The 21,438-nt window shown below is 42.6% G+C and carries 20 protein-coding genes; 18 read left to right on the top strand and 2 right to left on the bottom strand.

The genetic code is table 11. The features are described from left to right. The first annotated feature begins 23 nt into the window (after positions 1–23). From JOC27_RS09285 to JOC27_RS09270, 4 genes are all read left to right on the top strand, one after another. Positions 24–959: an HNH endonuclease gene (locus tag JOC27_RS09285; protein WP_239530223.1), complete on the top strand. Its 936-nt coding sequence runs from the start codon at positions 24–26 to the stop codon at positions 957–959. An 88-nt stretch (positions 960–1,047) separates the two neighbouring features. Further along, positions 1,048–1,707: a hypothetical protein gene (locus JOC27_RS09280; protein WP_205007018.1), complete on the top strand. Its 660-nt coding sequence runs from the start codon at positions 1,048–1,050 to the stop codon at positions 1,705–1,707. A 480-nt stretch (positions 1,708–2,187) separates the two neighbouring features. Next, positions 2,188–6,564: an Eco57I restriction-modification methylase domain-containing protein gene (locus tag JOC27_RS09275; RefSeq protein WP_205007017.1), complete on the top strand. Its 4,377-nt coding sequence runs from the start codon at positions 2,188–2,190 to the stop codon at positions 6,562–6,564. Continuing rightward, positions 6,564–7,292: an N-6 DNA methylase gene (locus JOC27_RS09270; RefSeq protein WP_205007016.1), complete on the top strand. Its 729-nt coding sequence runs from the start codon at positions 6,564–6,566 to the stop codon at positions 7,290–7,292. Before JOC27_RS09275 ends, JOC27_RS09270 begins: the two co-directional genes overlap by 1 nt. Positions 7,293–7,466: 174 nt before the next feature. Here JOC27_RS09270 and JOC27_RS09265 read toward each other — a convergent pair whose 3' ends face one another. Then, positions 7,467–7,676 carry a hypothetical protein gene (locus JOC27_RS09265; RefSeq protein WP_205007015.1) on the bottom strand — a complete coding sequence of 70 codons (210 nt, stop codon included), beginning with the start codon at positions 7,674–7,676 and terminating at the stop codon, positions 7,467–7,469. A 339-nt stretch (positions 7,677–8,015) separates the two neighbouring features. Here JOC27_RS09265 and JOC27_RS09260 point away from each other — a divergent pair, with 339 nt between their 5' ends. From JOC27_RS09260 to JOC27_RS09245, 4 genes are all read left to right on the top strand, one after another. Beyond that, on the top strand, positions 8,016–8,612 hold the full coding sequence (locus tag JOC27_RS09260) for a GNAT family N-acetyltransferase (protein ID WP_205007014.1): 597 nt from the start codon (positions 8,016–8,018) through the stop codon (positions 8,610–8,612). Positions 8,613–8,992: 380 nt separating this feature from the next. After that, positions 8,993–9,562 (top strand): DUF3558 domain-containing protein, encoded by a 570-nt coding sequence (locus JOC27_RS09255; protein ID WP_205007013.1) that lies wholly within the window; start codon positions 8,993–8,995, stop codon positions 9,560–9,562. 92 nt (positions 9,563–9,654) lie between these two features. After that, positions 9,655–10,113: an ASCH domain-containing protein gene (locus tag JOC27_RS09250; RefSeq protein WP_205007012.1), complete on the top strand. Its 459-nt coding sequence runs from the start codon at positions 9,655–9,657 to the stop codon at positions 10,111–10,113. Positions 10,114–10,400: 287 nt separating this feature from the next. After that, positions 10,401–10,733, top strand: a complete 333-nt coding sequence (locus JOC27_RS09245) for an inorganic diphosphatase (RefSeq protein WP_205007011.1) — start codon at positions 10,401–10,403, stop codon at positions 10,731–10,733. A 161-nt stretch (positions 10,734–10,894) separates the two neighbouring features. Here JOC27_RS09245 and JOC27_RS09240 read toward each other — a convergent pair whose 3' ends face one another. Next, positions 10,895–11,851, bottom strand: coding sequence for a sugar-binding transcriptional regulator (locus tag JOC27_RS09240; RefSeq protein WP_239530222.1), 957 nt, complete (start codon positions 11,849–11,851; stop codon positions 10,895–10,897). A gap of 217 nt (positions 11,852–12,068) precedes the next feature. On the opposite strand from JOC27_RS09240, the gene JOC27_RS09235 reads away from it, so the two are divergent. The 10 genes from JOC27_RS09235 to JOC27_RS09190 all read left to right on the top strand — a co-directional run bounded on the left by JOC27_RS09235 (position 12,069) and on the right by JOC27_RS09190 (position 21,303). Beyond that, complete coding sequence (locus JOC27_RS09235) at positions 12,069–12,884, top strand: SDR family oxidoreductase (protein WP_205007010.1); 816 nt, start codon at positions 12,069–12,071, stop codon at positions 12,882–12,884. Between the two features lie 31 nt (positions 12,885–12,915). Then, positions 12,916–13,347 (top strand): PTS sugar transporter subunit IIA, encoded by a 432-nt coding sequence (locus tag JOC27_RS09230; protein ID WP_205007009.1) that lies wholly within the window; start codon positions 12,916–12,918, stop codon positions 13,345–13,347. Positions 13,348–13,349: 2 nt separating this feature from the next. Continuing rightward, entirely contained in the window at positions 13,350–13,841 is a 492-nt protein-coding gene (locus tag JOC27_RS09225) for a mannose/fructose/sorbose PTS transporter subunit IIB (RefSeq protein ID WP_205007008.1), read from the top strand. Positions 13,842–13,866: 25 nt separating this feature from the next. Continuing rightward, positions 13,867–14,667: a PTS mannose/fructose/sorbose transporter subunit IIC gene (locus JOC27_RS09220; protein ID WP_338062799.1), complete on the top strand. Its 801-nt coding sequence runs from the start codon at positions 13,867–13,869 to the stop codon at positions 14,665–14,667. 11 nt (positions 14,668–14,678) lie between these two features. Next, positions 14,679–15,509 (top strand): PTS system mannose/fructose/sorbose family transporter subunit IID, encoded by an 831-nt coding sequence (locus tag JOC27_RS09215; RefSeq protein ID WP_205007006.1) that lies wholly within the window; start codon positions 14,679–14,681, stop codon positions 15,507–15,509. Between the two features lie 26 nt (positions 15,510–15,535). Next, entirely contained in the window at positions 15,536–16,801 is a 1,266-nt protein-coding gene (locus JOC27_RS09210; protein WP_205007005.1) for a zinc-binding dehydrogenase, read from the top strand. Positions 16,802–16,997: 196 nt separating this feature from the next. Next, entirely contained in the window at positions 16,998–18,188 is a 1,191-nt protein-coding gene (locus JOC27_RS09205; RefSeq protein ID WP_205007004.1) for an SLC13 family permease, read from the top strand. A gap of 230 nt (positions 18,189–18,418) precedes the next feature. Then, entirely contained in the window at positions 18,419–19,306 is an 888-nt protein-coding gene (locus tag JOC27_RS09200) for an AraC family transcriptional regulator (protein ID WP_205007003.1), read from the top strand. A gap of 172 nt (positions 19,307–19,478) precedes the next feature. After that, positions 19,479–20,348 (top strand): DUF2231 domain-containing protein, encoded by an 870-nt coding sequence (locus tag JOC27_RS09195; RefSeq protein WP_205007002.1) that lies wholly within the window; start codon positions 19,479–19,481, stop codon positions 20,346–20,348. A gap of 238 nt (positions 20,349–20,586) precedes the next feature. Then, complete coding sequence (locus tag JOC27_RS09190) at positions 20,587–21,303, top strand: glucosaminidase domain-containing protein (protein ID WP_338062798.1); 717 nt, start codon at positions 20,587–20,589, stop codon at positions 21,301–21,303. Positions 21,304–21,438 lie beyond the last annotated feature (135 nt).

The following is a 21,438-nucleotide window of genomic DNA, read 5'->3' as shown; positions in this document are numbered from 1 at the left end:
AATACTTTATAAGGGCGATGATGATGCCAATGAAAATGTATGTTGGCGTTACGGATTTTGATTGGTTTAAGACTTTGAAACAGGCAAACTGTGATGAGGTGAACTTTTGGAAGCCAGGTGGGCGTACAAATTTTAAAGCATTGAATGAGGGGGATATATTTTTATTTAAGACACATAGCCCGCGGAACTACATTGTTGGCGGTGGTTTCTTTTTAAACTATTCTATTCTCCCCACATCTCTTGCTTGGGATGCGTTTGGAATCGCCAATGGGGCAAATAGCTTAATGGAACTCAATAATCGTGTCTACAAATACAAAAGAACCAATCATTTTTCTGATCCGGATCCACAAATTGGTTGTATTATCCTTTCAATGCCATTCTATTTTGACGAAAAGGATTGGATCGCTCAGCCTGAGAACTGGAACAGTAATATTGTTCAGGGCAAAACTTATCAAACATCTGAACCTATTGGCTTATCATTATACGAACAAGTACAGGAGCGGTTGAGAAACATAGAAGACAGCCAAGCGTATATCATCAAGGAAGGCTCATTCAATCGCTTTGGCAAGGAACGCATCATCAAACCACGAGTTGGTCAAGGTGCTTTTAAAGTGATGATTGCAGATGCCTATCATAGAAGGTGCGCCATAACCGGCGAAAAAACGTTGCCTGTATTGGAGGCTGCTCATATTAAGCCCTATAGTTTGAATGGGCCTCATGAAATAACGAACGGCTTGCTCCTTCGAAGCGACTTCCATACTTTATTTGACCGTGGCTATATCACCATAGATAAGACTCTGACCGTAGAAGTGAGCCATCATATTAAAGAAGACTTTGGTAATGGCAAAGAGTATTATGCCTTTCACGGCAGCAAATTGGCCGTTTTGCCTGACCGCGGCGATCAACTTCCGAACCGGAATTATCTCGAATGGCATAATGAAAATGTGTATTTGGGATAGTCAATATGATTCAAGTAAAACGAATTCCAGTAACTTATTTTAGGAATCTTTAAAAATTATCAAGAGAACCGGATTAGGAGGAGTGGATATGGATCTCATTAGTAAAAAGGAATTATTAATGGAATTTGAAGTGGAAGCCAGCTTTTATAATGTGGGGATTGGTAATAGAGTATTTGAGTGTAGAAACCAAGCCAGAATAAAGCGAATCGGTTTTCCATCTAACACACTTGATGCCATTTTTATCCTTTGCAATCCAGGATCATGCGATCCTTTAATGAAGGAAATGGTTCCAGTACTCGATCCAAGGAGCGCAGAAGTTCCATTCATTAAAGCCAATTCAGATCCGACACAGGAACAAATCATGAGGCTTATGAAAATAGAACAGTGGAATCTGATATCCATTATAAATCTTTCTGATTTGTGCTCTGGTAATTTAACGGACTTTAAAGCCAAGTTAAAGGACGCAATGAACTGTTCTTTTACCTATCATTCTATTTTTTCTAGAGAACGAGAGAATGAACTAAAGAAATTGTTACAATTTAATCCGAGTGTCGAACTAATTGCCGGCTGGGGCACTGAGCCTTTTATCAAAAGTATGGTTGAAGAAGTATTTCAACACAAGTTAATTAAAAATATCAAGGGTTGGCGGCACAAAACCCGTCCCTATTATTATCATCCCAATCCACGTATTTACGAAAGCAAAAAAGAGTGGATTAATCGAACGCTTCAATCAATTGAAGCAAATTAGTTTATGGGGGAAAACAAGCGCTTATTCAAGAAATTAAAAACTTTTTTGGAGTGAAGGATTCAAGTAACAATAATAGATTTTCATGATTATGGCTCCAGTATTGTGAAAGCTGAAACCGTCGATTACAGGGAAATACCTGGTACGAGTAGTGCGTTAGAACTGGATCATGATGCTTTTATCTGCTCTACCAAACAAAATAAGATTTGTGAATTAATTTCTAATTTACAACCTGCATTCCCGGTTTCTGTAATGATGTTTGAGTAAAATCCTTGATTTAAAGCCATTTCCAATTCAAATCACTCGTTATAAATATCAATGTATAACAAGTGTGTGAAATCGGTGCAAACGGCCATACATCAACGTTTTCAAGTATTTATCGTTATACATTTCGGGAACTCAGGTTACAATTTTCATCTCGCTCAATGGTAATTTATGAGATAATTCTTTTGAGAGAAACAGTTCATGCGGGAGATGAATAAGATGAGCAGAAATTTTGAGTATTTAAAGCTAAACGAAGATAGTGCGAACTATTTTCCAGTAGCAGAAACAGCGGAGCGGCAGTTTGCTTCAGCTGAATATGCTTCAGAGCTAACAACTGCTCGCAAAATTGCGGAAAACATTTCAAAGTTTGTGCTGGATCAAAACTATATGCATGACAACGAAACATTCAGTCAGAACCTGTTGGAAATTAAGCACCATAATCTGCTGCATACCCGCATTCTTGATTTGTTGTATGCAATCAAACGTGCAGGAAATAGTGCTACGCACACGCTTAATCAATTCTCCCGTGATGAAGGACTTAAGGTACTCAGACAGTTGGCTGACTTATTGTATTGGTTTGCGGAGCGGTATTGCGATTATACAGGTGCACAACCGATTTTTACTGAACCTGTAGTTGAGCAGCCTTATACGACGTTTGATCGGAAAGTGATCTATGTCCAGACTGGGGACAATATTTCTGGCAAATGGCCGGCGTATGTTGGACGAGAAAAAATCGGCGAAGCAACCGTTGATGGCTATGAAACAGACCTGACTAAGAATAGCCCAGATCTTCGCGAAGCTTCTGAGGCTAGGATTCGTACATACATGGGGACATCCGCCGTACCGTTTAAGCTTGAATGGGCAGAATTGGCGTATCGCAAAGATAAGCATGTTTGGTTCAGTGACCACGATGTCCATCGTGTTTTGGATAGATCAGGTATTAAACGCGACCCTGAGTTGACTGAGAATGGGGGCCGCGAATGGTTTATAACCAATGTTAATACAGTCAAGTGCGCAATTGCGGCAGTTAAAGAAGGACGCGAATATATCAATGCACCAGTTACAAATACAAATGCTAAGCTCATTCTTCGGCCAGAGCAAATAGAAGCAGTTGCGCGAACCAAAAAAGTGTTTAAGCATTATAATAGGATGCTGTGGAATGCGAAGATGCGTTTCGGAAAAACTCTTTCTGCCCTGAAATTGATAAGAGATGAACAGTACGCAAAGGTGCTGATAATGACCCATCGGCCTGTAGTTAATAATAGTTGGTTTAATGATTTTAAGAAACTTGATATGGCCTCTGCTGGCTACATGTACGGTTCAAAGACTAAAGGCGCTTCGCTTGATAAGCTGTTCCAGGCGGATCAACCTTTTATTTACTTTGCTAGCATTCAGGATCTGCGGAGTTCAAAGACTTTCGGAGGTAAGGTCAAAGATAAAAACCGGTTGGTAAAGGAAGTTGATTGGAGCCTGGTCATTATTGATGAGGCCCATGAAGGCACTCAGACAGAACCTGCGCAAAGGGTGATCGCCGGTGTTACCAAATCGAAGACCCGCCTTTTGGAGTTATCTGGCACGCCGTTTAACTTGATTGACCAATATAATCCGGAGCAGGTGTATACCTGGGACTATGTCATGGAGCAGCAGGCTAAGGTGAAGTGGACGAGTGAACACCCAGATAAGGCGAATCCGTACCTTGTTCTGCCGAAGGTTTCAATGTATACATTTGAGATGAAAAAGCGTTTCGCGGATAGCAGGTTCCTGGACATAGATCAGCGTTCATTCAATTTCCATGAATTCTTCAAGGTAAACGAAGATGGCCAGTTCGTATATGAATCCAAGATCAACCAATTCTTGAATAACATCACGACCCCATCGAAAGAGACAAGCTTTCCGTTTTCGACCAAAGAATTTCGTGAGAAATTACGACATACACTTTGGCTTATGCCTTCTGTTGCCGCCGCTAAGGCAATGAAGGCATTGATGGAGCGGCATCCTATTTTTGGTTTTGATTACAAAATCGTCAATGTAGTTGATAATGGTGATGCGCTTGAAGCTAATGACGGCGACCTCGAGAGAGTTAGGAAGGCGATCACTGACCATCCAGCCCGTACTAAGACGATCACTCTGACAGTACGTAAGTTAACTACTGGAGTAAATATTCCAGAGTGGACGGGGATTATCTTTCTTTCGAATACCAATAGCGCCATGCAATATCTGCAAGCAGCGTTTCGTGCGCAGACGCCGTATGCCGATGAAGAGCTAGGTATGAAGAAAAATTGCTACATATTCGACTTTGCACCTGATCGTGCACTAACCGTCATAGCTGAATCTACACGGCTAAACACTGGCGCCGGCAAGCTTCAGACTCATGATCAACAGTTAAAGATGGGAGAACTTCTGAACTTTCTACCGATCATTGGTGAGCAAGGTCAAGGAATGCAGCCGTACAAGGTCGACAGTCTTTTAACACAACTGAAGCGTGTCTATGCAGAAAGGGCCGTACGATCTGGTTTTGACGATGATTCCTTGTACAGCGATGAGTTGCTGAAATTGGATGAAGCTGATGTTTCTAAATTTAATGATTTAAAGGCTATTGTTGGCACAACGAAGGCAGAAAAGAAAAAGGTCATAATTGATGTAAACTCCCAAGGGTTGACTGATGAAGAATATGATAAGGCAACAAAGGCAGAAAAGAAGCCTAATAAGGAACGAAGCGCCGAAGAGCAAGAGTTGCTCGATCGGATGAGGCGCCTCAAGAAACAGCGTAAGACTATGATTTCAATCTTGCGTTCCATATCGATTCGCATTCCGATGATGATTTATGGGATGGCAATCGATATCGGTAAGGATGTAGACATCCCAACTTTTATTCGCTTGGTTGATGATCGATCCTGGGAAGAATTCATGCCGAAGGGTGTCACAAAGGTTAAGTTCCGTCAGTTTGCAAAGTATTATGACTCACAAATCTTTATTGAGGCTGGACGTATTATTCGCCAACGTGTCCGTCGACTCGATAAGTTAGAACCATTTGAGCGTACTGCTGAAATAGCTGCTATTTTCGGCACATTTAAGAATCCAGATAAGGAAACAGTTCTTACTCCTTGGCGTGTGGTCAACATGCAATTGGGTAAAACGATTGGCGGTTATTCATATTATGACGATGATTATCGCTATACGTCCAAAGATGGCGTTCCGGTGAGACACTGGATTGATACCGATGAAACAGCTTCTGTGTTTAAGCCTGATGCGCGAATACTAGAGATAAACTCTAAGACGGGTCTATACCCGTTGTATGCGGCGACCTCACTGTATTCCCAAGCACAGAGTGAGCTGAATAATTATCGTGCTGGTAAGTTCACACCAGAAGATGAGGATAACTTATGGGAGAAGATACTTCAGGAGAATATCTTTGTTGTTGCGAAGACTCTGATGGCTAAGACGATTACTCAGAGAACCCTATCAGGATATCGAGATTATCAGACGAATATTGCCTATATTGATGGTATTGTTGAAACAGCTAAGGCCAGCATTGATGCTGGTGTAGAAAAAATTGAGGGGGCGTTTGCCAATATGAAGTTCGATGTTGTGATTGGAAATCCGCCTTATCAAGAAGAAGTCAAAGGAAACGGTCGAAGCAACCCCATTTATAACTTGTTTATGGATATGGCTATTAAAGTTGGGGAAAAGGTATCACTAATTACACCCGCTCGATTCCTATTTGATGCTGGTCAAACACCGCATGAATGGAACCGGAAGATGCTTGAGAATAATCACTTTAAAGTAGTTTACTACAATGCAAACAGTGCGGAAATATTTCCCAGAACAGATATTAAAGGGGGAGTAGCGATTACTTTTTATGATCAGCGATCGGAGTTTACCCCTGTCAAAATTTTTACTCCATACAATGAGCTAAAGACAATAATGACAAAGGTAGATAAACGTACTAAACAATCATTGTCAAATATCGTTTATGGTGGAGTAGCATACCGTTTTGCCGAACTTGTTGATCGAGAACATCCTGAAGTTCATAATCTGATGGGTAATTCATTTGATTTACGCTCTAACTCAATCGATAAGTTAAATAACATTGTTTTTTTGAAAGATAGACCAAGTGATGGTTTTGAGTATGTACAAGTGCTCGGCCTGTCTGATAAAAAACGATCGTTCCGGTGGATACGACGCGATTATTTGAAAGCACCGGACAACTTTGAACACTATAAAGTTATTCTTCCTGAATCCAACGGTAGTGGCGCACTGGGCGAAGCAATCAGTACACCTTTCATTGGTCAACCTTTCGTCGGCCATACGCAAACGTTCATTTCAATTGGTAATTTGCAAACTGAAGCTGAAGCAAAGGCACTGTTTAAGTATGTTAAAAGTAAGTTTGCGCGTGTTATGCTAGGAATTCTTAAAATTACTCAGCACAACCCTGTTTCAACATGGAGCAAGGTTCCATTACAAAACTTTGCACCGACATCAGATATGGACTGGTCTAAGTCAGCTGCCGAAATTGACCAGCAATTATATACCAAATATGGTTTGAGCGATGCAGAGATACACTTCATTGAGTCAAAGGTGCAGGAGATGAAGTGATGGTTGATGAGAAACTGATCAAGTCAAGTCAGCGCGTCAGAGAGCACGGCGAGGTGTTCACGCCCAAGCGGATCGTCAAGTTGATGCTCGACCAAAAGGAGTTGCAGGAAAATTTGCATTCTCTGACGGCAACTTTCCTAGAACCTGCTGCTGGCGAAGGTGCATTTCTAACTGAAATTTTGCATCGTAAACTCTGCCTTGCGGAAAAAATGAGTGCAACATTGGCAGAATATGAACAAAATTCGCTGATTGCGTTATCTTCGCTTTATGGTATTGAACTACTCGAGGACAATGTTGAGATGCTGGTGATGAATATGTTTGGCGTCTTCTATCGTGCTTATTTGAAACAGGTCGAACATTATACTGGAACGGACAACAGGCATGTGATAGATAGTGCAAAAATTATTATTCAGGCTAATATGGCGCAAGGAGATGCACTAAAGCAAACCACGACGAACGGACGGCCAATTATTTTTAGCGAGTGGCAGTTGCTGCCGGTTAGGCGTGGTGTACAGAAGGTCCAGCGTACGGAGTACACTCTGGGATCAATTATGAACAATAGCCAACCACCAGTTGGCAGTTCAGTGTCAGAGCGAGTAAACGAGCAGCTTGAGCTTTTTGTCGAGGTAGACAATTCGCTTCAAGAGTATTCTGCCGAACATCTGACGTATAGATACGTTCCGGTCAAGATAACAGAGGTATATAAGGAACTCGTGGAAGAGGTCTGAATGGGGGAAATTAAAGGTAAGTATAGCACTCTCTAATTGATGGTTCATTTTAAATAGGGGAGGATATTTAACATCTTCTCGAAAATTAAAATATTCGATATCTGGCCTAGGCATGGTAAAGTTAAAAAATGGCCAATAATTAAAAAGCATCCGTTTAGGGATGCAGTCTATCAATCAATATCGTTTGGTTTCCTCAAGATGTAATAAAAATGAATGTGATGTTACTCCATCAAACGCAATTGTATTAGGATCAGGTTTTAAAATAATCTTAGAATCACAATTGTTACTAGCGTTGTACTCTGATTGATAATTTTTTACACGCCTTAAAAGTTTTTCCTTATCACAATCAACAATTGCCATATCAACTGTAACCGGTTCAGTCATTATATCAACTCCTATATTTTATTAATAATCACATTATAAAATTACATTCTTTAAATCTGCAATAACCTTACATTATTACAATGTCATCGTGAACATACTTATTGGCAAATTGCTGATAATATTTTCTACAGTTTTGCATGATATTTGTTCATACTCTAAAGAGGTTTTAACACATGTTTTGATTAATACCAGTGAAATATATCAATATTGCCACCTCTTTTACCACTGATTACCAAGTATTTTATCAAATATCTTAGAGGATACAAAGCAGAATTCTTTACGCTTTTCGAAGATACTTTTAACGTCTCAACGAATATTAAAATTTCCGGGGGTCAACCAATGCTTCATTTTGAAGGAAAGCAAATTGTCATTCGTGATTGGCAGTTGAAAGATGCGGAGGATTATATTTTCTGGAGGCAGCCTGGACAAACCTGGCAAAAGTTTGATGGCCCGTATTATCCACGGATGTCACGAGATGAGGTGATTAAACTCGTCGATACCTTGTGCATGAAAATAAAGACGGATACTTTAGAAACGCCTCGTCTTGATTTGGCCATTGCGGATAGAAACACAGACAAACTCTTAGGAATGGTCGGCTGGTACTGGGAAAGCAAGGAGACGAATTGGCTGTGTGCCGGCATATCTATTTTCGATCCGAATTATTGGGGTAATGGACGTGGATTTGAGGCATTCGGATTGTGGACGGATTATCTGTTCGATGCCATGCCGCAAATTGTACGGGTTGATTTGCGCACGTGGTCAGGCAATTTTGGTATGATGCGCTTGGCGGAAAAACTAGGCTACACGAAAGAAGCATGTTTTCGAAAAGCTAGAATCGTCAATGGCGAGTATTATGATTCCATAGGTTATGGGGTGCTAAGAGAAGAATGGCTGCAAATGCATCCGGAAGGCTTTCAGAAAGACATTCTTCGATAAATATACTTGTGTAAATGGCTTTTCGTGATTAAATTTACAATAAACGTGATCTCAGAATTTAAATAAGTGTGTTTGACAGTAGAGTGGATTAAATCTATTTTCTTTGAAAGATTAATAAGTATAATGGTTTTTGCGTGAAAATGAAGCGAAGGTGCGAGACGCCTGCGGGAAGAGCAGGACAAAGGAGACCCCGCAGATTATCGCCTGTCTGAGGAGGCTCCTGTCCTGCCCGCGGCAAGCGAGCGACCGGAGCGCATTTGATACAAAATATGAAATGGGCGTTTGCCCAGATGTTACAAGTTATGAATCTAATAATCCTATCATTTCTCTCTCTCTTACTGCGTATATTAATGAAAAGACGTATAAATGGAGGAAGAGAAATGAGAAAAAATATAGCATTGATAATAGTAGTCGCGCTAGTTTTCTTTGCTCTACTCGCGGGGTGCTCAACGGACAAAGGATCAGGCACAGCCAAATCGGAGAAAATGGTTAAAGCCGATAGTGTGGTCAATAAACTAACAACTAGTGATTCGCCTGAAGCGCAGAATAAACAAACAGAGGTTGATTGGGTATTAACTGAGATCCAATTGTTTCAAAAGATGGAAAGTGATTTTAATACTTATAATACGCTGCTGAACAACCCGAAAAATACGAGCAAATGGGCAACAGACACGAATCAAGCCACGCTCCAGATAGAGACAGATATTAAATCGTTTCAGCGACATAAGCCGATTGGTAAGCAAACTGCCACTATCTACACTTCTATGAGCCCGGCACTGGCTACTGCTCAGAAAGCCATGAAACAAACCGAACTGGCGCTTCACACTGGGAAAACGAATGATATTCTAAAAGTTAATGAGTATCTGAACAAGGCGGCGAGTCAGTTAACTAAAGCCAACCAAGCGATGATGGTCATTGAGAACAAGATGCTTACAAAAACAGCCAAATAAATCCAATTGTCAGGTGCAGCACGCCTGGCATTCGCTTTAGATAAAATGCAGATGTATATTAAGAGAGAAACATAGCGAAGAGGAAAAATTTTATGGAAAACGAAGCAGCAATCCAACAGTTTTGGAATACATTTAAAGCCAAACAGGGGTTAACGAATGCCAATTATCTGGCATGGTCGTTTGGCAATAACCCGGAAATGGCCAATCGTTTGGCTGAATTAGTCGTCAAGGGCGTCAAGACAGCGACAACATCCGCTTATGCGTTGTACGAAGAAAATGAACCACTTCCGAAAGTCGGCGAGTATAATATTATCTTGAACGGCAATGGTGAACCGGTCGCGATTACGCAGACAGTTGTCACGGAAATCATTCCCTTTGATTCAGTATCTTGGGAACATGCTTACCATGAAGGCGAAGGCGATCGCTCATTAGCCTATTGGCGAGAAGTCCATGAAGCGTTTTTTAAGCGGGCGTATGCGGAGGCAGGATTAGCGTTTGATCAATCAATCCCTTGCGTTTGCGAGGTTTTTGAAGTGGTCTATAAAAAATAGGACAAGCTTTGACAGCAACGACGCAACGCTTGCCGTTGGAAAATGCTCAAGCTACATCATAGCGGCTTCTTGTTCGAAAAGTTCCACATTCAAACACGTAAGCGCGAGACGCCTGCGGGAACAGCGTGCCAGCGAGACCCCGCAGATTCTAGTCTGTACGAGGAGGCTCGCGGTGCGCCCGCGGCAAGCGAGCAGCTGAAGTGTGCTTAGTATAAGCTTAGTGGCTAAAAGCCGCATTCTGATTAAAGGTTGAGAACAAGGTACAGCCTGTTTGAGGAGCCGTTCCAATGGATTATCTATCACAAACGGTTAAAGTCATCATTGATCGCCCGATGTGCTCGCGGCATCCGGAACACGAAAACCTATATTATCCGATTAATTATGGTTATGTGCCCCATACCCTTTCTCCGGATGGTGAAGAAACAGACGCCTATGTCATCGGTGAATTTGTGCCTTTAAAAGAATATACCGGAGTCGTTGTCGCGATCATCCATAGAACGAACGATGACGATGATAAACTAGTTGTGACCAACAAGATTAATCGATACAGCAAGGAACAAATTATGGCGTTGGTCGAATTTCAAGAACGCTTCTTTGATTCGAAAATCATTACCGAATAACTGATGCGATGCGTCGATACATACCTGTCTTTGCTAGAAGAGCAATCCTCTAATAAACGTTGCAAGAAATGCTCAATGACAACATGCTTGCAACGTTTACTTTTATATCTATTTTTCCAAAATCGATTTAAGGAGTAATTAGGGTGCAATGGCCCTATTAATCACGCGTTGTCATTCAATAATGCTGCTGCTGTCTCAGAAGTCGTTACCAAAACGTTCATCTTCCCGCTTCTCAAAGCCCCCAAAATCCCCTTTACTTTGTCTAATGATTGAGCAACGCCGATAGAGTATCTGAGTCCCGCTAGTTGTTCGAGTGGAATTGAAATGGTCCTATCACTTAAATGGGTTTGGGCCGTTTTTCCATGAATGTCAAAAAACCGGGAACAGATATCGCCAGCAACGCCTTCACTAATAAGTTGTTCAATTGCTGAATTCCCATAAAAAGCCTGCCACGTTGAACTGCTGTGCACGATATCGATCGAACCAATGCCAAAGACAGCAACATTAATTTGCTGCCAAATGTGCTGTATCTCTTTAAAATACTCCGTTTCAATAATTCCAGTGCGCATGGCTGGTTTCTCAACGATGGCGGGAAAATCGATCATGATTGATTTTCCGTTAAATTTACGCGCAGCTTGGTAGCAGATCGTATTGACGTGACAATCACTATCTAGCTTGTTTGCGGGTCCTCCAAGTAAAGGCACACAGCGAATATTTTCGCGCTTAACGGTTACGTCCAGCGCTTGAACGGTTTTTGCCAGACTACTTCCCCAGGAAAAGCCAATCGTGTCATTGTCTTCAATAATTTGATCGAGAAAACGTGCGCATGCTTGGCCAAGCGCAGTCAATTTAATATCGTCGCTCTGGTTTGAATCAACGGTGGTCACAATCGCTTTTTTTAAGCCGAATTTCTCTTGGAGTTGTCTTTCCATCGTTAGATCATCGAGATCATAATTAATAATTATTTTGACAATCCCTTCCTCTCTAATTTTCTTTAAGAGTCGACTGATTGTGCTTCGATTGATTCCTGTTTTCTGTGCGATCTGGCTTTGTGTCAAATCTTGGTTATAGTACATCTCGGCAATCTGTATATAAAGTCTTCTTGTGTCTGTATCCAAAACAACTTCCCCCTTTCACACCGCTGCGATCATTGATCAGTGGTGCTCTTCTCTATTATAGAAAAAATTAAGTAATTACACAAATGTGATCTAATTTCACAAATTCTCAATAATTCCGGAATTGACTTCTAATGAAAGCGTTTTATAATAAACAGTGTAAAGAACAAATGTTCAAATGAATCACAAATGTGATTTTTATTCTGAGGAGGAATGCATCATGGGAGATTGGCTAGAAATAGAGGGTCGGACTTTTGTCGTCACAGGTGGTTCTTCAGGTATTGGTCAGGCAATCGTTAAATCTTTGCTTGAGAACAAAGCGAATGTCGTATTGGCCGATTTGCAAGAACCGTCTACTGAACTGACGCAGCTAGCGGAACCGAATCAGTTGCTATTTGTGAAGACAAATGTTGCGCAACGTGAAAGTGTCGAAAATTTATTTAAAGAAAGCATCGAGCATTTTGGAAAAATAGATGTGTTGGTCAATAATGCTGGAATCAATATGCCGCGGTTGCTCGTTGATGCGAAAGAATCAGGAAGCAGATATGAATTGAGTGATGAAGTGCTTGATCGGATGATCAGCATCAATCAGAAAGGCGTTGTTCTCTGCTCACAGATTGCAGGTCGCGAAATGGTCAAATCGCAAAAAGGCGTCATTATTAACATGGTGTCTGAAAGTGGGCTTGAGGGTTCGGAAGGACAAAGTGCCTATGCGGCAACTAAAGCAGCAATTTACAGCTATACACGTTCCTGGGCGAAAGAACTCGGTAAGTTTAATATTCGGGTCGTCGGCGTAGCACCTGGCATATTGGAAAAAACAGGCTTGCGCACGCCAGCGTATGAAGATGCTTTGGCGTATACGCGTGGCATCACCGTTGAACAATTGCGTCAAGGGTATACGAATAAATCGATTCCAATCCGTCGTGATGGCAAACTTGCGGAAGTTGCCGATCTCGTTCTGTTCCTAGGATCGGATCGCGCAAGTTATATAACCGGTACCACTTATAATATTGCCGGTGGAAAGTCGCGTGGCTGAGATTATCAGGATTCAAAGGAGATGAGCAGTTTTGGAAGAACCGAAACAGCAGTATTCCATTATTGTTTGTGCACACGGTGATTTGGCTGAATCTTTGAAACGATCTGTTGAGATGATTTTCGGCAAAACGGAAGCGCTTTATCCGATTCGCTTCGTCCCAGGTGAGAACCTCGAAGATATTAAAAAGAAATTGGTTGCTGTTATCGAGAGATATGAGTTGAACAATATTTTGGTCTTGACTGATTTATTCGGTGGTAGTCCTTATAATGCCTCTGCAACGTTAGCGTTTGAGAGGAATGATATGGATGTCGTCAGCGGGGTCAATCTTCCGATCTGCATCGAGGCTGTTGCAAATCGGACGCAAAAAAGTCTGGAACAAATTGTTCCGTATCTTCAGCAGATTGCGGTTGATTCTGTTAAATCCTTCAGAAGCCTAATGACCGAAGAAGAGGAGGAGCTCTAATTATGAAAATCAATTTTTCAAGAATAGATGATCGATTGATTCATGGTCAAGTCGCCACGGTATGGTCCAAGAAAGCAAATGCAAAAAGAATCATTGTATGCAGCGATGAAGTCGCCAATGATGATGTACGCAAAATGTTGCTGAAACAGGCAGCACCTCCAGGTATTAAAGTCAATGTTTGCTCGATTGAAAAGGCAGTTAAAGTCTATTTTAATCCTGTATACGAAAATGAAACCGTTTTCTACCTATTTACGAATCCGACCGATGTGTTGCGGATGGTGAAACAGAATGTCCCAATTCAATCGCTCAATATCGGCGGGATGGCTTTCAGAAATGGGCGAAAGCAAATTACCAAAGCGGTTTCTGTCGGAAAAGAAGATGTCGATGCGTTTAAAGCGTTAAATCAATTAGGGGTGAAACTGGATCTCCGAGTTGTAGACAGCGATTCACCTGTCGACATGATGAAGAAAATAGAAAACATTGCACTGACCTAAAAAAGAGGTGGGATGGATCATGGATATTAATGTCGTTCAGATTGTTCTTATTTTCCTTTTTGCGTGTATTGCCGGCATGGGGAGCGTTTTGGATGAATTTCAGACGCATCGTCCGCTAATTGCCTGTACGATTGTCGGCCTGATACTTGGTGATATCCGAACCGGCATTATATTAGGCGGTACGCTTGAATTGATTGCGCTCGGTTGGATGAATATCGGTGCCGCTCAGTCACCCGATTCGGCACTAGCCAGTATTATTTCGACCATTCTTGTTATCATCGGAAAACAGGATATTCAAGCAGGTATTGCGATTGCGTTGCCTGTGGCTGCAGCAGGGCAAGTGTTGACTGTATTTGCGCGAACCATTACCGTGTTCTTCCAGCACGCGGCAGATAAAGCGGCCAGAGAAGTCAACTTTCATATGCTCGAATTTCTTCATTTATCGGCCTTACTCGTACAGGCGTTGCGTGTCGCCATTCCAGTCTTGCTTGTTACCATCTTTATGAATGCGGGTAGTGTGCAGCATCTTTTAAGTTCCATTCCACCTGTTGTGACCGGCGGACTGAATGTTGCCGGGGGCTTTATCGTCACTGTCGGGTATGCGATGGTTCTTAATATGATGGGCGCTAAATATCTGATGCCGTTCTTCTTTCTCGGCTTCCTCATTGCTTCGTATCTCAATTTCAGCCTGGTTGCTTTCGGAGCCGTTGGTCTGATTATCGCTTTCATCTACATTCAGCTAAATCCGAATTACCACGAAAACCAAACAGCATCGGCTGCTAGCGGACAGTCATCAACCGTTGCAGACGATATGTTGGAAGACTAGGAGGTGCGGTCATGAGCGAGTCAAAAAGAAAGTTAACAAAAAGAGATTTATTCAGTATGTTCGTCCGTACGAATTTTCAACAGGCCTCTTTCAACTATGAACGTATTCACGCACTGGGTTTCTGTTTCGATATGATTCCGGCGATTCGTCGCATGTATCAGACAAAAGAAGAACGAGCGAAAGCGTTGGAACGCCACTTGGCTTTCTTCAACACCACGCCAGCCGTTTGTGGCCCAGTGGTCGGTGTAACCGCTGCAATGGAGGAAGCACGTTCGGATGGCGAACCGATTGATGATGGAGCGATTAACAGTTTGAAAGTGGGTATGATGGGACCACTCGCTGGTGTCGGCGATCCATTGATTTGGGGGACGTTGCGCCCGATCACAGCAGCGCTAGGCGCGACATTTGCCCTCACTGGTAATATTTTCGGACCGATCCTTTTCTTCCTAAGTTTCAATATCGCACGTCTTGCTTTGAAATGGTACGGCTTAAAATACGGCTATGATGCTGGAATGAATATTGTCAGGGATATGGCGTCAAACACCCTGAAGAAATTGACGGAAGGCGCAAGTATTCTTGGCCTGTTTATTATGGGCGTTCTGGTTACAAAGTGGACGAAAATCAACGTACCGATTGTTATCTCGCAAACAACGAACCAGCTCGGTCAAAAAACAACAATGACCGTTCAAGGAATATTGGATCAATTATGTCCCGGATTGCTTGCCCTGGGAATGACGCTGCTGATGATGTATCTGCTTAAAAAGAAAGTAAGCCCGATTCTGCTCATCTTTGCACTATTTGGTTTCGGCATCCTAGGTTTCTGGCTTGGGTTCTTGAAATAAATATTAATTAATAAGGGGAGATTCTAATGGAAACGACAGCACTTCGTTTGTATGGTAAAGAAGATTTGAGACTTGAAAAATTTGAGCTTCCGGAAATAAAAGAGGATGAAATTCTGGCGACAGTTGTGACGGACAGTATCTGCATGTCTTCTTGGAAAGAAGCGAAAATCGGTTCGGATCATAAGAAAGTGCCGAATGATATTGCGGAGAAACCAATCATTGTTGGTCACGAATTCTGCGGCAAGATTGTCAAGGTTGGTGAAAAATGGAAAGACAAATTCCAAGAGGGCAGCAAATATGCGATTCAGCCGAACCTGCAGCTACCGGATCGCCCAGATTGCCCCGGCTATTCTTTTCAATATATTGGCGGCGATGCCACTTACGTAATTATTCCAAAAGAAGTTATGGAACAGGATTGTCTGCTTGAATATAATGGTGAAAGCTATTTCGAAGGATCGTTGCTCGAACCGCTCTCATGTGTCGTCGGGGGATTTAACGCCAACTACCACTTGATCGAAGGCACCTACGATCACAAAATGGGCATTAAAGAAAACGGCAATCTGATGATTATGGGTGGAACAGGACCGATGGGTTTGCTGCAAATTGACTATGCGCTGCATGGACCGATCAAGCCGAAGACGGTTGTTGTCACTGATTTGTCCGATGAAAAGCTCGAAAACGCCGCTCGTTTGTATAGCCCGGTAGAAGCGGCAAAATCAGGCATTCAACTCCATTATGTGAATGTCAGCAAATACGATGATCAGGCCGCTTATTTGCAATCGCTCGTGGATCAGGAATCTTTTGATGACATTTTCGTACTGGCTCCTGTAAAACCTTTAATTAAACAGGCGTCAAGCCTGCTTGCGAAAGACGGTTGCCTCAATTTCTTTGCGGGCCCACGCGATAAAGAATTCTTTGCGGAAATTAATTTGTATGATATTCATTATAATTTTACCCACTATGTTGGTACATCAGGTGGCAATACAGATGACATGCGGGCAGCGATTAAATTGGTTGAAGATCGAAAAGTAAATGTCGAGAAAGTTATCTCGCACGTTTTGGGACTCAATGCAGTAGCTGAGACAACACTTAATTTGCCAGGACTCCTGCCAAGCGGCAAAAAACTGATTTATGTACAGAAAAATATGCCGAGAAAATCGCTCGAGGAAATCGCGACAAACACTTACTCGGATGCATTCTACCAGGGACTGAGCGATATCATCCGTCAGAATAACGGTCTATGGTCGAAAAAAGCTGAAGATTATGTGCTAGAAAACGCGCAAAATATCTAAACAAAAATGTTGCTTTAAAAACTAAATCATTCTCCTAATCATAAAGCCTCAAATCTATTTCTAAGATTTGGGGCTTTTTTGCACATGCGTGTCTATGATTTTTCGTCGAAAATGCAGTGAAAAGCTATTGTAGTCATGGCCGACGTTCGAAAAATTAGGCAAAACGCTCGAAATCGGGTCGGATCCGCTCGAAAAAGTGGACAAAGCACTCAAACCGAGTCCAAAACAGCTTGAACACGCAACGATTAATCGCTACACTGGTCACATGAAAGCTTATTATCCTGTCCTCATTAAAAAAATTCGAAAGGATACGCTGCTCTGGATATCCTTTATTTTCGCGATCGCGAGCCTGTTCTTAAGCAGGCCACAGCTCAATGATATTAACTGGAAGACGATGACTTCGCTTTTGTCATTGATGCTAATAGTTCTTGTTTACAAAAAGCTCCATATCCTCGATTATTGTGCGATGGTGCTCATCTCCAAGGTCAGTCATCTGCGTCAATTGATTCGTTTCCTATTACTCTTATCTTTTTTCAGCGCGATGCTGTTTACCAATGACGTAGCGATACTTACGTTGGTACCCTTTTTCGTGGCGATCGCCAGAAAGATTGACGCCCCACTGATGCTGCCTGTCACGCTGATTACGCTTGCGGCGAACTTGGGCAGTGTGCTGACACCCTTCGGCAACCCGCAAAATTTATTTCTCTTGGCGCATTATCATCTAAGCGCCGGCGCGTTCTTTCGTTTGTCCTTGCCGATCACCTTAGTTAGCTTTCTATTGATTCTGTCCACATCCTTTTTGTTCGGCAAACAAGAAGTAACGACACCGAAGCTGATCAAATATCAGATTGCTGCGCGTCCGCTGACTTTGACCATTCTGGTGACGCTTTTTATCTTTCTCGGCGTCTTTTCGGTCGTTCCAAGTTGGCTAGCGGCCGCGGTAACTGTCCTCTTCGTTTGTCTATTTGATCGCCGATTAGTGAAGCAAGTCGATTATGGACTGCTTGGCACATTTCTCTGTTTCTTTATTGCTGTCGGCGATATCAGTCGTTCGCCGATCATTGCTGACCTCATCCGTCATTTAGAAAACAATCGCTTGGCCGTTTACATGAGTGGGCTTGTGACCAGTCAGTTGATCAGCAATGTCCCCGCCGCAATTCTGCTCGCTAAATTCACCAGTCACGTGTCCGCACTTTTTCTAGGCGTCAATATCGGCGGTTTAGGCACGTTGGTGGCCTCGATGGCGAATCTGATTGCTTACAAACAATATCGGCAGCTTGTGCATCAGAACGTCGGCACATTTCTTTGGCTGTTTTCAGCCGTGAATTTTGCCGGTTTGCTGATCCTCGGCGGCATCGGTTGGCTCCTGCTCGCGCTGATCGATTAATAGTGGTGGCGATAAAGCGCCTTAGGCAAGCGAGTAGCCGAAGCACATCTGTTGCACTGATGAGCTGGGGCAACCACTCGATGGACAACGGCGCACGTTTGACGCGACAAAAATGAGATTTTTCTAATTTATATTAATGCGCAAACTCTCATCAAACATGCTATGCTTTGCTATGACATAAGTCATCGAGAATCGCTGGAAAAGTGTCAGAAAGGGGATGAATGGCAATTATGTATCGTTTAAAAAAACAGAATCCTGTCGGCCAGGAATTTCCTTTCCAACTATGCATCGATGAATATAAAAGCGGCGAATCGGTCGAATTGCACGTTCATGAGTTTACGGAAATGGTTTATATCGCAGGTGGTCAAGGGATTTATCAATACAAGGAGCAGAAAACGCGTATCAGACAAGGAAGTCTCCTTATTATCCAGCCAGGCATGAAACACGCTTTTCAAGTGGCCAGAGGCTCTTATCTTAAGCTGTACCGTATAACGTTTGACCAGAGTCTTTTTAGCGATGATTGGACCGTTTTAGATCATGCGCTAACGGATATTGATCCTTTTTTTATTGATCCTACGCTTGTGAGACGGAATGATTTCACGTCTTCCTTTGTACTCGATTCGGGTCAACAATTTGAGTTGTTAGTGCTGCTGAATCGGATCTACAAAGAATATAACCAACGCATGTGGGGGCAACACTGCCTGATTCGCCTGCAATTGATGGAGTTGTTTCTGTATCTCGGAAGATGGTCGGCGCATGAACACCATGAACCCTCGGAGACTACTATTGAGAGTAACGAAGATTTGTTTGATACGATCAGAAGCTATGTGAAGACGAATTATATGCAGCCGATCAGTTTGAAACAAATGTGTGATTATTGCGGGATGAGCCGTTCAACCTTCACAAAGTATTTTAAAGAAGCAGCCGGTATGTCATTTATCGACTACCGGAACACCATACGTATTCAAGTGGCGAAAAAGCTTTTAATCACAACGAGCTTGACGATTACAATGATTGCTCAAAAAGTCGGTTTCAGTGACATCAGCAATTTCAACAGAACATTCAAGCATTTTGAACATTTAACGCCATTGATTTATCGAAAAAGTCAAGCAGAATAAACTGCTGAATCTTTATCGATGTTCACTTTTTTATCACAAATACCCATTCATTTAGCCGATTAGCTAACTTCTTTGGTCGATTTGCAAAGTTTTTCTCCGCTTACCCCCTTAAAATAAAAAAGGAATCAAATGGATTTTCTTTTTTATATTATTCGAAAGTGGGGGTAAGAAATTGGTAACACCAAACGTTTTTAACACATTCCATTTTCTCGTGCTGCATTTCCCAATTGCACTGATTGTTGTCAGCTTCCTCTGTGATCTCGTTGCATCGGCAATGAAACAGTCGAAGTGGAACCAAACACTTAAAAAAGCAGGTTTCATTACACTCGTTGCGACAGCCGTCATGGGCATCGTCACTTGCCTTGCAGGACTCGTCGCTGCAGAATCACTTGGACTGATGGCAAAAATCGGACCACATGCGACAAAAGCTATTATTTTTACTATCTATGTGACGATTTTGGCTGTTGTCCGAATCGTATTTTACAAATCAACAAAGAAAGATATCGGCGACAATCTGTTCTATCTGATCTTTTCATTGATTGGCGCGATCCTTGCGTTTACGCTATTCAAAATTTATCGCTACCCGCATTGGGGCGTTCTTCAATTTACAGTTCCGCTTGTGATTATCGGCTTCGTTGCTGACGTCTCTGCCTTGATCGGAAAAACCAAGAGCTGGGCGAAGAGCCTGCAGGACATTGGCTACACCTTCTTGATTCTAGGTACGGTAACAATTATTGCGACGGTTATCACCGGTTATATGCGCGCCGCACAAATGCCTGCATTGGCGCATGCTGCTGTGGAACCGGTCAAGTATAATCCAGCAGCGCTTGATCTTCATGAATTCTGGGGTGTCATTACGATGATCGCCTTCATTATTCTGAGTGCTATCCGCTCTTATTTTCATTTTAAATTCGAAGCAAAAGATTTGCTCAAAGGCAAAACCTTCTATATTGTCGGTGCAGTTGTTTGCATCGTGATTATTTCGGTCGCTTCGCACATTGGCGGCACGGTTGCTCTGTTCCCAGAACTGTTTGGAAAATAAGACTTACAAATTAATGTGAATTGCATTCATTCAAAACCCACATCTGATGTGGGTTTTGTTTTGCATCGAACCCGATTTTTTTTCGCGTAAAAAAAGGCATTGTGTCAGGAAAATTTGTCTAGTGAATCCGAACACTCTTTGAATAAATTGAATAGTGATCAGACAGAAATCTGATCACGAATTTCGGCGCAGTACAGCTTGATGGGTTCGATGAGTTGCTGCCCGCGATTGGTGTTGGATTCGGAGGCGATTTTTACTGAGTAAAGAAGCGTTTATCAAAAAGATTAGTGGGTACGCGCAGAAAGCAGGTGACGCGAATAAAATTCTGCCGTCGCTTATTATCGCCCAGGCCGCGCTGGAGTCGGCATGGGGGACTTCGGTGCTAGCGGTCAGGGACAGCAATTTATTTGGCATTAAAGGTGCGTATCGCGGTCAATCCGATCAGTTAACGACCTCGGAGTACGACGCGAAGAATGGCTGGCGTAAGATTGTCGCTCCGTTTCGCAAGTATCCGAATATTTATGCATCTGTCCTCGACCTGGTTGCTTTATACCAGCTGCCCAGATATCGAACTGTGATCGGTGAGATGGATTATAAAAAGGCGGCACAGGCGATTCAAGACGCGGGTTTTGCGACCGATGCAAACTATGCGGCTAAACTGATTACGACGATTCAAGTCAACGATCTGCAGCGCTTTGATGGGAAAAAAGTCAACACGGTTAAAAAAACGGTTAAGCAAGTGACATCGCGGCTAGCGATTGTGCCGTATCCGGGCCGTGTGCTCAGCATCGGTAGTACAGGAAAGGATGTGCAGCGCATCCAAAACGCGGTCGGTATCCAAGCCGACGGTATTTATGGACCACAGACGGCAGCAGCGGTCAGAGCCTATCAACGCCGCCATCGTTTGGACGTAGATGGGCAAGTTGGCCCCGTAACATGGGCGATCATGTTCTGAAGATCACTTAACACCCTCTGAATTTTTTTTCCGAGGGCGTTAAGCGATCTACTTATTTAAGAAAATATAAAACGAAACTGAAGCAGCGAGGGCGGTCAATTGCTAAAAGTGCGCGTCCTATCGCTAGAAGCGCAG

The sequence above is a fragment of the Sporolactobacillus spathodeae genome, assembly GCF_016908935.1.
In the GTDB taxonomy this organism is placed as follows: Bacteria; Bacillota; Bacilli; order Bacillales; family Sporolactobacillaceae; genus Sporolactobacillus; species Sporolactobacillus spathodeae.
Note: the sequence above shows the minus strand (reverse complement) of the source record. Positions and strands in the feature narration are given on the sequence as shown.